The sequence below is a fragment of the Bacillus sp. AFS018417 genome (genome assembly GCF_002560985.1).
GTDB lineage: Bacteria > Bacillota > Bacilli > Bacillales > Bacillaceae_G > Bacillus_A > Bacillus_A rhizoplanae.
This window is the reverse complement of the sequence record NZ_NTTM01000038.1, coordinates 23977-37339: the sequence shown is the minus strand read 5'-3', so window position 1 is coordinate 37339 and position 13363 is coordinate 23977. Positions and strand designations below refer to the sequence as shown.

The 13363-nt window shown below is 35.7% G+C and carries 11 protein-coding genes; 9 read left to right on the top strand and 2 right to left on the bottom strand.

The window, feature by feature from the left end; all coding sequences use genetic code 11:
* The first annotated feature begins 33 nt into the window (after positions 1 to 33).
* The 4 genes from CN326_RS15470 to CN326_RS15455 all read left to right on the top strand — a co-directional run bounded on the left by CN326_RS15470 (position 34) and on the right by CN326_RS15455 (position 7121).
* On the top strand, positions 34 to 1071 hold the full coding sequence (locus tag CN326_RS15470; protein WP_098309894.1) for a DmpA family aminopeptidase: 1038 nt from the start codon (positions 34 to 36) through the stop codon (positions 1069 to 1071).
* A 370-nt stretch (positions 1072 to 1441) separates the two neighbouring features.
* Positions 1442 to 3544: a vWA domain-containing protein gene (locus CN326_RS15465; protein WP_098309893.1), complete on the top strand. Its 2103-nt coding sequence runs from the start codon at positions 1442 to 1444 to the stop codon at positions 3542 to 3544.
* 17 nt (positions 3545 to 3561) lie between these two features.
* Entirely contained in the window at positions 3562 to 6924 is a 3363-nt protein-coding gene (locus CN326_RS15460) for a tubulin-like doman-containing protein (RefSeq protein WP_098309892.1), read from the top strand.
* 56 nt (positions 6925 to 6980) lie between these two features.
* Positions 6981 to 7121, top strand: coding sequence for a phosphonate ABC transporter permease (locus CN326_RS15455; protein WP_098309891.1), 141 nt, complete (start codon positions 6981 to 6983; stop codon positions 7119 to 7121).
* 664 nt (positions 7122 to 7785) lie between these two features.
* On the opposite strand, the gene CN326_RS15450 is transcribed toward CN326_RS15455, so the two are convergent.
* The gene (locus CN326_RS15450) at positions 7786 to 8262 is read right to left on the bottom strand and encodes a CarD family transcriptional regulator (protein WP_375337670.1); all 477 of its coding nucleotides are present in this window, start codon (positions 8260 to 8262) and stop codon (positions 7786 to 7788) included.
* Positions 8263 to 8521: 259 nt separating this feature from the next.
* Here CN326_RS15450 and CN326_RS15445 point away from each other — a divergent pair, with 259 nt between their 5' ends.
* From CN326_RS15445 to shc, 4 genes are all read left to right on the top strand, one after another.
* Positions 8522 to 8770: a DUF1294 domain-containing protein gene (locus CN326_RS15445; RefSeq protein ID WP_098309931.1), complete on the top strand. Its 249-nt coding sequence runs from the start codon at positions 8522 to 8524 to the stop codon at positions 8768 to 8770.
* 94 nt (positions 8771 to 8864) lie between these two features.
* Positions 8865 to 9794: an EamA family transporter RarD gene (gene rarD, locus CN326_RS15440; RefSeq protein ID WP_098309889.1), complete on the top strand. Its 930-nt coding sequence runs from the start codon at positions 8865 to 8867 to the stop codon at positions 9792 to 9794.
* A gap of 78 nt (positions 9795 to 9872) precedes the next feature.
* Positions 9873 to 10298: a divergent PAP2 family protein gene (locus CN326_RS15435; RefSeq protein ID WP_098309888.1), complete on the top strand. Its 426-nt coding sequence runs from the start codon at positions 9873 to 9875 to the stop codon at positions 10296 to 10298.
* A 100-nt stretch (positions 10299 to 10398) separates the two neighbouring features.
* The gene (gene shc / locus CN326_RS15430; RefSeq protein ID WP_098309887.1) at positions 10399 to 12258 is read left to right on the top strand and encodes a squalene--hopene cyclase; all 1860 of its coding nucleotides are present in this window, start codon (positions 10399 to 10401) and stop codon (positions 12256 to 12258) included.
* Positions 12259 to 12278: 20 nt separating this feature from the next.
* Here the strand turns inward: shc and CN326_RS15425 are convergent, their stop codons facing one another.
* Positions 12279 to 12428 (bottom strand): YfhD family protein, encoded by a 150-nt coding sequence (locus tag CN326_RS15425; RefSeq protein WP_098309886.1) that lies wholly within the window; start codon positions 12426 to 12428, stop codon positions 12279 to 12281.
* 134 nt (positions 12429 to 12562) lie between these two features.
* Between CN326_RS15425 and fabG the strand changes: the two genes are divergently transcribed.
* On the top strand, positions 12563 to 13303 hold the full coding sequence (gene fabG, locus CN326_RS15420) for a 3-oxoacyl-ACP reductase FabG (RefSeq protein ID WP_098309885.1): 741 nt from the start codon (positions 12563 to 12565) through the stop codon (positions 13301 to 13303).
* Positions 13304 to 13363: the final 60 nt, after the last annotated feature.

Below are 13363 nucleotides of genomic sequence, written 5' to 3'. Positions count from 1 at the left end.
AAGAGATAGAAAATTAAGAAAAAAGGTGAAATTATGAAGCGAGTGCGGTTACGTGAACTAGGAGTGAAAATTGGAAAATATGATGTGGGAAAATGGAATGCCATTACTGATGTTGAAGGTGTCTTAGTGGGGCATGTTACTTTGAAGGAAGAAATGCATATTCGTACTGGTGTCACGGCGATTTTACCGCATGATGGAAATATATTTCGTGAAAAAGTATTCGCTAGTTCTTATGTTATTAATGGCTTTGGAAAAACGATTGGGACGATTCAAATACAAGAACTAGGTGTACTTGAAAGTCCGATTATGCTGTCCAATACATTTGGAGTTGCTCCGGTATTAGAAGGGACATTACGATATTTGCTAGAGCGGAATGAGGAAATTGGTGATACAACTGGAACTGTAAATATTGTTGTTGGAGAGTGTAATGATGGATATTTACATGACATTCGAACGCTTTATGTAAGACCCAAGCATGCAATTGAGGCCATTACAAACGCAAAAAATGGTCCAGTGGAAGAAGGATGCGTGGGAGCTGGTACAGGGATGGCTTGTTTTGGATATAAAGGCGGAATTGGTACAAGCTCACGCATAATAACTTTTACAAAAGATACGTATACGGTGGGTGTTTTAGTTGTTACGAATTTTGGGAGAAAAGAAGATTTATATATTCAAAAAGAGAACGAAGAAACTTTGCCAGATGGCTCTATCATGATTGTTATCGCAACCGATGCGCCGTTAAGTGATAGACAATTACATCGCATAGCAAAGCGAGCAACTTTTGGACTTGCAAAGGCGGGTTCTTACGGAGCGCATGGGAGCGGGGATATTGTTATTGCCTTTTCAACAGCACATCGTATTTCTCATACGCCAACTACAGAATCATTGCAGTATCAATTTTTGCGTGAAGATGGGAAAGAAATTTCTCATTTATTTGCAATGACAATTGAAGCCGTAGAAGAGGCAATTTGGAATGCTTTATGTATGGCAGAAACAATAGAAGGTAGAGGAAAAAGAAAATTAGAGGCGATATCTTATGAAAATCTAAAAAACATACCAAGGTTAAAATAATTTAATTATGTAAATTAATATAAATTATAGAGCGGAGCTTTGGTTATTACTATTACATACAAACTCTAAAGTATAAATGTCAGTTTTTTTATTACTCTATAGAAACCGATATAATTAAAACCGGATATATATGGCATAGGAAGTTGAAATGTACTTTAATGAGAAGTGGCAAAAATATTGGGTGAGAAAGTAAATTATGATGAAAATTAGAAGAAAATAAAAAACTGAAAATGAGCAGTTTTTTATTAAACGATTGTTTACATAATAATATTATATTCTCGTTCGTTTTTCGAAATACAAGTCATATCTTGTATTTCTTCTCATAAGTTTAAACATAGGAATTTGTCTACAAAGGTGGCGAAGCTTCAACATGCATATTCGAATCATAGCCACATCTATTTTGTTTTTACTACTCATATGTATTTGTCCTTTTTCTAGTTTAGCGAAAGGAGAAGAAGCGAGGCAGCGTGTTGTTTCACTTGTGTATGATGATTCTGGTAGTATGCGTAATAATGATCGCTGGAAGTATGCAAATTATGCATTGCAAAGTTTGATTGCATTGTTAGATGAAAAAGATACGTTTTCTTATGTACCAATGAGTCATCCATCGCAAGAAATAACAGTTTCTCTAGCGAATAACAAACGGCAAGAGGAAATTGAAAAGATTCAAACATGGAATGAACATGTTAACACACCTTTTCAATCAGTGGAAACAGCTATGCAATCTATTAAGAGGCAAACTCAGGAAAATGCCAATCGTGAATTTTGGCTTATTATTCTAACAGATGGAGCGTTTAATGAGCTAGAAAAACAAGATGATAGTGGAAAAAAAAGGATTTCAGAAACGCTCAGTACTTTTAAAAAAGAAATGGAAGCAAAAAACATTTCTTTACATGCAGTATTAATTACAATGGAAGAAAATTTAGGGGCGCAAGAACAAGCACAAATGAACGTCTTTAAAGATATTTGGAAACACCAGATAAATGGAATCGTATTCCCAACAAGTGGAGAAGATGGTGTTATCCACAGCGTCAACCAAGCCGCTGCTTTAATAGCGAATCGTGATCCATTTTCATCAGTAGAAGAAGCGGTAAAAACAAATATAGTAGGAAACAAGATTGAAGTTAAAACACCATTTCCGTTAAAACGAATTACGCTTGTTGGTCAATCTTCTCAAAACATACCGTATCGTGTCCAAAATATACAAGGATCACTCAATTTACAATCAAGATTTTCGATTCAAGCACCGGCGGGAATGGGATTATATGGTGGAATTACTCATATTATGCCTAAAAACAATGCTGTAATGGAACCAGGAACATATATGGTAGAAATTGATCAAGCAGTGACAAAGGAAAATATGAAAGTACTAGTAGAACCAGCGTTAGATTATACCGTTTCCATATATGAAAAAGGAAAGGACCCGAAAAAAGAAACAGAACAAATCTATGAAAATCAAACAGCAATTATAGAAGCAAAACCAACAAATGTACCGGTAGATGCTTCATATTTTAATGCTCAAATAGAAATAAATGGTCAAATGTATTCGATGCAATGGGATGGGAAACGAAAAGTCTTCTACTATGAAACGAAGATAGGGAGAGACGCTGTGCATGGAAATGTGCACATGAATATAAAAGGGTTTTATCGCCAAACGAAAGAATTTCGCATTCAATCCGTTCCAAAACCAAAACTATCATTAAAAGTTGTTACCACGAATTATAAAGAAAAAGTAACAAATTTAGAGCATAGTGCACCATTTATTATACAGCCACTATTAAATGAAGAATCAATGTCAGAAGCAGAAGTAAGGGAATTGTTGAAAACAGTAACTATTACATTTCATAAATCTATCAACTATGAGTTAAAGCAAAATAGAAATCAAATATATGTATATCCTCGTCCTTATTACTCCAACACATTTAATTTTACAGACACCGGCATCATAGAAGCTACCATCACATTACGAGATTCACAATCGCACAAAGTTAGTAAACAAATTTCGTTGTCTATTATTGACGTTCCTTTTTTAGAGCGTTATGCGACTATTTTTCAGTTCGTTTTACCATTTAGTATAATCTTATTCATTATTACAATTCTTATTGTTGGATGGATAGTTCGCCCACGTTTTCATAGGAAAGCGCTTATGTATTATGAATGGGACCAATCTATTGCGGAAGATTGGTTATATAAATCTGAACCAGAGCCACTGCGAACGAAATGGTGGAATCATTATTTTGGTATTCCATTTCGAGCGGAGCGGAAAACAGTGCAATCTGTTACGTTTATTGCAAAAAAGGGCTCAAAATCTATATTTGTTACGAAAGATTCTCAAGTACCAGGCATGGTGATTGATGGTATGGTCCTAACTGATGAAGAAGCAGGACGCGAGTATAAAACGTTATATCCGAACGAAATGGTTGTTATTGATCGCGGTTATGGAAAAGAAGTATATAGATATGAATGTGAATAAATAGGAAGGTGGTTCACATGGATTTTCAAGTGCCAACAATTTTAATTGGACTCGGGGGAATTGGAAGTACAGTTACGCATGATATTTACCGAAAGCTCCCGAAAGAACGGCGTAAAAAAGTAGCGATGCACGTATTTGATACAGATATTAATACGTTAAGTCACTTTCAGCATATTCGTAAATTTGTGACACAAACGAGCTCTAGTAAAACACCGCGCGAATATATGGCGGAAGATCCAACGATTCCAGATTGGTTTCCGATTGACCCGACTGTACTAGATAAACCATTAACAGAAGGTGCTGGTCAACTTCGGGTTATTTCTCGCCTAGCACTTCGCGCAGCGATGAAGGAAGATAAATTAACAGCTTTTTGGCAAGAAATTGAGAAGATTTTTCCGGTAACAAGTGATACAACAGAATACGGTGTTCGCGTTATTATTGTTACGTCATTAGCAGGTGGCACAGGTTCCGGTATGTTTTTGCAAATCGCTCTATATTTACGAGAAATGCTTCGGAAAAAGTTGCAACATCACAACATTTTAATTCGCGGTGCTTTTTTACTTCCTGATGTTCTCGTCAAAACACGCACAATAAGCGGAAAAGAATTTGAAACGGTGCAGGCAAACGGATATGCATCATTAAAAGAATTACACGCAATTACTTTAGGATCTACAGGAGAATTATCACGCCGCGGGGGCGTTACAATTGAGTTAGAATATCGTCCGGATCAAGTAGATGAAGACGGACGCACAAATCACACCATTATGCAGCATCATTTACCATACAATTATTGCTTCTTATATGATTATGAAAATTTACATGGTCACCATTTGCATAGTTTGTCTGATTATATGGAACAAATGACAAATACAATTTATTTACAATTATTTAGTCCGATGTCAACGAGTCATTTTGCACAAGAAGATAATCAAATTCAACAACTTGCTGATTCAAATGGTAAAGCTCGTTATTGCGGAGCAGGAGCTGCAAAACTTATTTATCCATACGAAAATGTTCTTCGTTACTGCGCTTTAAAATGGGCAGTGCAAGGGCTAGATGAATCGTGGCTTCATTTAGATCGACTTTTTCAAGATAAGAAAAGCCGGTATGAGCAAGACGTTCGCCGCGGTATGCAGCGTGAAAAGCCCGAGCGAGGAAAAAGTTTCTTAGAAGATTTAGAACATTTGGCGACTCGTCCAGAACAGGCGCATGTGTTTTATAAGCAAATGTATTATGAAACGCGCGAAGGAGCAGAAGGCGGAAAAATTGGTATATCAAAATCAAAATTATTTTTAGAAGCGGTAGAAAATTATGTGCAGCGTACGGTACAAAAAGATGAAGAGTTAAATCGCTTGCAGCGAGAGTGTAAAATTTCAGCTGCAAAACTGAAAATTGCTGAACAAATGAAAGGTGAAGTGGCACGGGTGGACCATGCTGTACGCTTATATGCGTATGCGATACCAAGCCGTGTACATGAGCATGTAACAACATTGATATATGATATGGTTGAAACTGATCGATTTACACCAAGTGGTTCAGAGGGTCAGTCATATCAGTTGAATACATGGTTTTTAAAGAAAACAGATCCTGTTCATCCTGTCGCTGCACGTTACATGTTATATGAAATTCGTAAATTGTTAACCGAAAAAATGAATCGTCTGCATGAAAATAATGAACAGAAACGCAGTCTTATCCAAAATTATGATAAAAAATTTAATGTGAGCAATATTGAAGGAACGGTAACAGCTGTTAGACGTGTTGAACTGACGCAGCAACAAGGTTGGTTTGGAAAAATGTTTCATAATGAACAGCGTTTATTTCGAAAAGAATTTCAAGATATTGCGACCCAATATGTACACAAGTTAAATGAATATCGAAAAGAAATGTTATTAGAGCTTGTTTATCAATCTTTATATCAGGCTGTAGATAAAATGATTCAATATTGGGAGCGTTTCTTTGATAATTTACAAGAAACTCGTGAAAATTTATTATTAGACATTCAAAAACGTAGTAAAGAATTTGAGGGAAAAACAAATCCAACAAATGTATACGTATTAGCAGATGAGCGAATGCAGGAAGAAATGTGGAACGATATTCATCACCATGTAAACAATGGTGTGCTGCCAAAAGAGATATCTGCTGAAATTTATATGAGTTTATATCGTGAATATTGCAGAGGAGCGCAGGCTGAGGAAGGACAATCACAAAAAGTAGAAGATTTTTATCGGAAACATATTTTAACGTATTGTGAGCAGGAATTGCAAGATCGCTACCGAGATAAATTAGAATTAAATATTATTGAAGCACTGCGAAAAGAAGCGGCTATTCAAAAGCGTGATATGACAGAGTATGTAAGTGAGAAAATTGAAGATTTGCTGCATCTTGCAAGTCCATTTATACCGAAAGTTGCGCATCATCGTGAATTGCAATATTGGGGTATTCATCCGCTTATTCATCAAGAGTTAAATGAAGAGACGCTACAAGAGATGTTCCAGGAAAAAGAAACAGTTGATGAAGCTTTTTCACCGTATGAAATTGTATGTTACCGTGCGCATTACGGATTGTCGCTGCAAGATTTTCCGAAATTATCGTCTGGGCATATTGCAAACGGTTATGTGAACGAGAAGGGAGATTACTTTCAGTCTTATTATCGCCGCGTAAATAAATTAAACGTTCGTAAATCGAATTTAACACCGCATCTTGATAAGTATTGGCACTTACCTGCTTTTATGCCAGACTTAAATGTAACACAAACGAAGCTGGATTATGATAAGTGTAATCGTGCTTTATTGTATGCATATATATATCGTTGGATTAGTCTTGCTGCTGTGGATGGTCAGTTCGTTTACCAATATAACGGAGTGGGCCGAAGTTCTCTTATTCAATCGATGGGGAAAAATGTAACAAATGAAGGATATAAATTGCACCGTGCATTGCTTCATAATCCATTTATATATGAAAATATTATTTCTCGTTTTGAAGAAGAACAGGGAAAAGCATTGCAGCACGGAGGACATTTATATACACATTCATTTGTATTAGGTGCGCAAGATATAAGATGGCTTCGAAAAGAACATGTTCATAATATCTTAGATGTTATCTTGATGTACGATAAGGAAGCGAAATATGATCCGACGTTAGAAGAAACATCTGATGAACTGTTACGATTACTTGTTGATGAAATTGAACAATATTTTAAAGCTTATTACGGGACTGGAGCGGAAGTAGCAGCAAAAAAAGAAGCGACTTTATTTGTAAAGCAACTTTGGAATCGCTCATATGCAAAAGAATTTGTAGATCCAAACAGTGCACCGTATAAAAAATGGTTACATCTTCTTAACGTTCAAATAGAAAAGGAAGATACAAATGCGAATGTTTAAGAAAAGATAGGGAATCCTTAACTTTGGAATTTATTATTTGGAAAAGAGGGATTCTGATGCCGTTTCTTGGAAGTGTGTATCAAGTGTTTGGTCTATATTCAGAAATTTATCGTGCGATGATTTGTATGGAGGAGAAAGAGAGTCAATCAATTCATGAATGTATCAGTGGAGATGAGAGAGAAACTGGAGAAGAATAATAAAGAACATGCAGCAAACTGTTGCATGTTCTTTTCGTTTTCTTATAGTTTTACAACATTCTTAGGTTTTGACCTCTGTTAACTTGTTTGAATGCAATTTACTGTAACATTACTATCATTTTGTACTTCGTACATTCAAATCCTTTTTCACTATTAAACCATTTTACTGTCTTGATTGTTTTCATATAAAAAACTTTTATAATATTACTAAAGATGTGTTTCCTATTTATATGAACCGAGCAAATATAAGCATATATTTAAATCTGTTATCGTTTTTACGTTAAAATGGAAGATAAGAACAGTAAATGTTCATTATCGTTTTTGAAACCTCAAAACAACGAAAGCCCTACCTCTCTTTCGTCCTTACGGCTCCGATGACCGTGCCAGTATGAATCGGGATATCCAAAAACAATGCTTGGATAAATGAACCTCATCGTATACTTAGAAGTATGAGAATAAAAAGTGGTGAGAATAATTCATTTAGAGGAAAAAGAATTTTTTCTTAGAGGGTAATGTTCCTATAATCAAATCGTATTTGTAATCATATCATATTGAGGTACATAAAGCAAAAAAAAAACAAAATAGATGTAGGCTATTTTGTCGTTTTAGGTATCTTATATAATTTAAAATCAAGTTCAAAACGGTTTTAAAAGGATTTCTTTACCTAGCCGACTTTCGTATTTAACAAATCAATTGCCTGATTTTCAGTAATTCCTTTAATTAAACTTAATTCACTAATTAAAATTTTTTGTGCGTTGTCTAACATTTGTTTTTCACTTGTATTAAGTGCCCTTACTTTATTCCTACGTATTAAGTCGCGAACTACTTCAGCACCTTCTTGTATTTCACCCGTCTTCATTTTCTCCATGTTTTGGGTATATCTTTGCTTCCATGAGAGTGAATCATCTGATTCGCCGTACTGCAAAATAAGTAATACATTTTCTAATGTAAGCTTATCGGCAATTAATCGTATACGTAATTGTATCATTTTTTTCATCGGAATCATTACTTCCATATTACTAATTGGTATTCTTATTACATAATATTTTTGTTTTTCTCCTAGGATTTCTTTTTCTTCTAGGGCTTCAATCACACCTGCTCCGTGCATTGGATAAACAATTTTATCGCCAATTTGAAACAAATAATCCACCTCCATATGGTAACCTTTCTAAGTTTATCATATATAAGATGATAAGTAAAATTATTTATAATATCACAAAATAATTATCATAGTCAATATTTTTTGTTTGATTAGATAAAATCATTGTTACATATTTATAAAACTAAAAAATAAAATGAGTGTATAATAAATTGAACCTCCTATCAGTGGAGGCTTACTGCCCGTTAGTACGGGATAAATAATTGATTGGAAAAATGTATGAAAGAGGTTTAATAATATGCTGAAATGGGGTTATTTTGTAATTATTAATGTTCTCGCTTTTATGATGATGGGACTAGATAAAAGAAAAGCAAAGAAGAAGCAGTGGCGTACGCCGGAGAGTACGTTGTTTTTAGTCGCAGCAGCAGGGGGAGGAATTGGAGCTTGGATTGGGATGTATATGTTTCATCATAAGACACATAAAAATAAGTTTGTGTTTGGTATTCCATTCCTTGCGGCTGCGGGAGCATATATCTTTTGGATATTATAGTAAGGTGGTCCGTGTGAAAAAGTTATGTAGCGGAAAATTGTAAAAAGGTAGAAGGACACTTTATAATGAAGAAAAAAGAAAAGAGGGGAGTCAAATGGAAGCGCAAAAAAAGGGGATTATATATGCGGCAAGTGCATATATGATGTGGGGAGTTCTACCGCTTTATTGGAAACTGATAGATGAAGTTCCTGCAGAAGAAATTTTAGCTCATCGTATCGTTTGGGCATTCGCTTTTATGTTACTTGTTTTATTGATTTGCAAACGTTTTGGTCAATTTACGAGTGAGCTTGTGCAACTTTTTAAACGTCCTAAATTATTCATGTCATTAACTGTTGCTTCTATATTAATTAGCGGGAACTGGTTTGTGTACATATGGGCTGTTAATCATAATCATGTGATTGAAGCAAGTCTAGGTTATTATATTAATCCGCTTGTTAGTATTTTACTTGGCACGCTCGTTTTAAAAGAAAAACTCAATTTTTGGCAATATGTTGCCGTAGGGTTAGCGGCATTTGGGGTTGCAATTTTAACAGTTCACTATGGATCCATTCCGTGGATTGCGATTTCGTTAGCATGTACATTTGGTTTATATGGTTTATCAAAGAAATTATTAGATTATGATTCAATGATTGGGCTTACGATGGAAACGATGCTTGTAATGCCGATTGCTCTTGTATATTTAGGAATGTTAGGTGTTCAAGGAATTGGTTCGTTTGGATCAGTTTCGATTACGTCGACGTTACTTTTAGCTGGTGCTGGTATTGTTACTGCATTACCGCTTTTATATTTTGCAAAAGGTACAAAGCTTATTCCGTTATCAATGGTCGGATTTTTGCAATATATTGCACCGACAATCAGTCTTGTATTGGGAATTTTTGTCTTTCATGAACATTTTACAGGGACTCATATGATAGCATTTTTCTTTATTTGGATTGCGTTATTTACATTTTCGATAGCGAAAACGAAATTTATGTTAAATAAGCAGCCGAAATTTATAAAAAATAAATCTGCAAAAGTTTCGTAAAACGGCATAGTATTATGTATGCCGTTTTCTTTATAATGTAAGTAAGGATATTCCATTATAAGCGGTGAGGTGCGAATTATGGAGACAATTTTACATAACAACCCATTAATGTCTGCAGTGATTGCTTGGTTCTTAGCACAACTTACAAAAGTTATAATCACTTTAGTAAAAAAGAGAGAATTTGATTTTGCACAGTTTTTTGCCTCTGGTGGAATGCCGAGTTCTCATTCTTCCACTGTCACAGCGTTAGCAATAGCAATTGGGATTGAAGAAGGAATTACGAGCTCTGTATTTGCAATTGCGACGATTTTTGCGATTATTGTCATGTATGACGCATCAGGAGTAAGACTTGCTGTAAGTAAACAAGCAAAAATTTTAAATGACTTTTTTCATGGAAGACAAACAGAGTATAAAAAATTGAATGAACTTGTCGGTCATACGCCATATCAAGTCATTGTCGGGGCAATTTTAGGAATTGTTGTTGCGATTTGGTATTGTTCGTAAGCAAAGTGAGGAATCAACTTCACTTTGCTTTTTTGTTTTACACATATTTACGTATGTTATTGAATATTGTATATGGATTCAATAAAGAGGGGGGACATCTATGCTGCTGTATGACAAAGTAAAACAGGAAATGGAGAGACAAATTACAGCGTTACGTACGATGCAGCAAAGAGATGGAACATGGCGTTTTTGCTTTGAGGGATCCCCATTAACTGATTGTCATATGATTTTATTATTACGTACGTTACGAAGAGAAAAAGAAATAGAGCCATTTGTGACAAGACTAATTTCTTTACAAGCAAATGAAGGGACATGGAAATTGTATGAAGATGAGCTGAATGGAAATCTTTCAGCTACAATTCAAGTGTATACTGCATTGTTAGCTTCTAGGAAATTTAAGAAAGAAGACTATATGCTGCGCCGTGCAGAACAATTTATTCTTGAACAAGGTGGCATTACAAACGCTCATTTTATGACGAAGTTTATGTTAGCCTTACATGGGCAATACGATTACCCTGCACTGTTTCATTTTCCCATGACTTTTTTCTTTCTACCGGATCATTCCCCGTTTAGTATGTATGAATTGAGTAATTCTGCACGTATTCATTTCGTTCCTACGCTCATTTGTATGAATAAGAAATTTGTAATAGAAGAAAATATTATTCCTAATCTTAGTTACATAGTGGGTGCGAATAAATCAAATTGGTTTCATAATAAACGCTCTTCTGTTTTGCAAACAATTTTATCAGAAGGGAAAACGCTCATTTCGTATCCATATTCTCTTCATCAAAAAGGATATAAAGCAGCGGAACGTTTTATGCTAGAACGTATAGAAGGAAATGGAACACTTTACACTTATGCGAGCGCTACTTTTTATATGATTTACGCTCTCCTTGCTCTCGGTCATTCTAGACATTCTCCTATTATTGAGAAAGGTGTATCAGGGATACAGTCGTACATATGGAATACAAAAAATGGTGCCCATTTGCAAAACTCACCTTCAACAGTGTGGGATACTGCTCTTTTGAGTTATGCTTTGCAAGAAGCAAATGTGTCAGAAGATGATGCGATGATTGAACGAGCAAATCGCTATTTATTAAAGAAACAGCATACTTCTTATGGGGATTGGCATGTTCATGCACCTTCTTTACCTCCTGGCGGATGGGGATTTACCGATTCGAATACCATTGCGCCAGATTGTGATGATACAACAGCGGCGCTACGTTCACTTACTTACATTGCGAAGAAAGATAAGAAAGTAAAACAAGCTTGGAATAAGGGGATACAGTGGATTCTTGGAATGCAGAATAAAGATGGAGGCTGGGGAGCGTTTGAGAAGGATGTTGATAAGCATATGTTTGCGCATGTTCCTCTCGATAGTGCAGAAGATATGATTCTTGATCCGTCTACAGCAGATTTAACAGGGAGGGTGCTTGAGTTTTTTGGAACTTATGCGCCAAATAAAATAAGTGCATATGATTTGCAACGGGCAATGCAATGGCTCCTCCGTAATCAAGAACAAAATGGTTCTTGGTATGGAAAATGGGGAGTTTGTTACATATATGGTACATGGGCTGCTGTAACAGGACTGCGAGCAAACGGATTGCCAGCGAATCATCCAGCATTAGAAAAAGCAGTGCGATGGTTAGAGGAGATTCAACATCATGATGGCGGATGGGGAGAATCGTGTAAAAGTAGTAAAGAAAAGCGGTTTATTTCAATACCTTTTAGTACACCTTCTCAAACGGCATGGGCTTTAGATGCCCTAATCGCTGTACATGATACGGAAACAACATATATTCAAAAGGGAATCAATTATTTGCTAGAGCATTCTTTAGAACATATTGAATATCCAACTGGAGCAGGATTGCCTGGGGAATTTTATATTCGTTATCATAGTTATCATCGCTTATTTCCCTTACTTACCTTTGCGCATTATGTGAAAAAATACAAAAAATAAACCGAGAATATGTCCTCGGTTTATTTTTTGTTTGGTTGGTGTTTTTGACGTGCATCTGCAGCATCTGCACGAGCTTGAGCTTCTAAGTCATCTTGGTCAGCGAGTTCTTGAGAAAACTCAACATCAATTCCATCGGACACTTTGTTTTGCTGTAAATTCTTTTTTTTCATCTCACACAATCTCCTTGTGTTATGCTAAGTTTCAATTATAGTGTGACACAAATAGACTTTTTTATGCAAAAAAGGAGAATGAAATACATAAGACGAAATATATAGAAAATACATAGAAAAAGCGAGGGAGAAGGATGAATTTTTTAGAGGGGAAAACAGCTGTTGTTACAGGTGCAGCACAAGGGATTGGAAAAGAAATTGCACGTGTATTTGGCACTTTAGGAGCGAAAGTATTACTAAGTGATATTAATCAAGAAGCTTTAAACAGTACGACAACACAGTTATTGCAAGAAGGATATGATGTAAGGGCGTATGTTTGTGATGTAAGCAGCCATACGGATGCAAAATCGCTAATTGAGTATGCGATTCAAACATACGGTGCATTGCATATTTTAGTAAATAATGCTGGAATTACACGAGATGCAATGTTACATAAAATGGAAAAAACAGCATGGGAGCAAGTATTGCAAGTAAATGTAACGGGTGTATTTAACTGTATGCAACCAGCACTTTTGTATATGCGTAAACAACAATATGGACGTATTATTAATATTTCTTCAATTAGCTGGCAAGGAAATATTGGTCAAGCAAACTATGCTGCTGCTAAAGCGGGTGTAATTGGGCTTACAAAAACAGCATCAAAAGAAGCAGCTGGATTTGGTGTTACATGTAATGCAATTTGTCCTGGATTTATGGACACCGATATGACGCAAGCCATACCGGATAAAGTAAAGGAAAAGATGATTGCAGCCATTCCAGCAGGGCGAATCGGAGCACCGCAAGATATTGCACATGCAGCTGCCTTTCTAGCATCAGATTTTGCTTCTTACATTACTGGGGAAGTGCTAAATGTAAGTGGGGGGTTACAAGTATAAAAAGGAGTAAGGCTGTCAGTTTGTTAGAACAAGGAAAAGGTCTTGCCAATTGGCAAGACC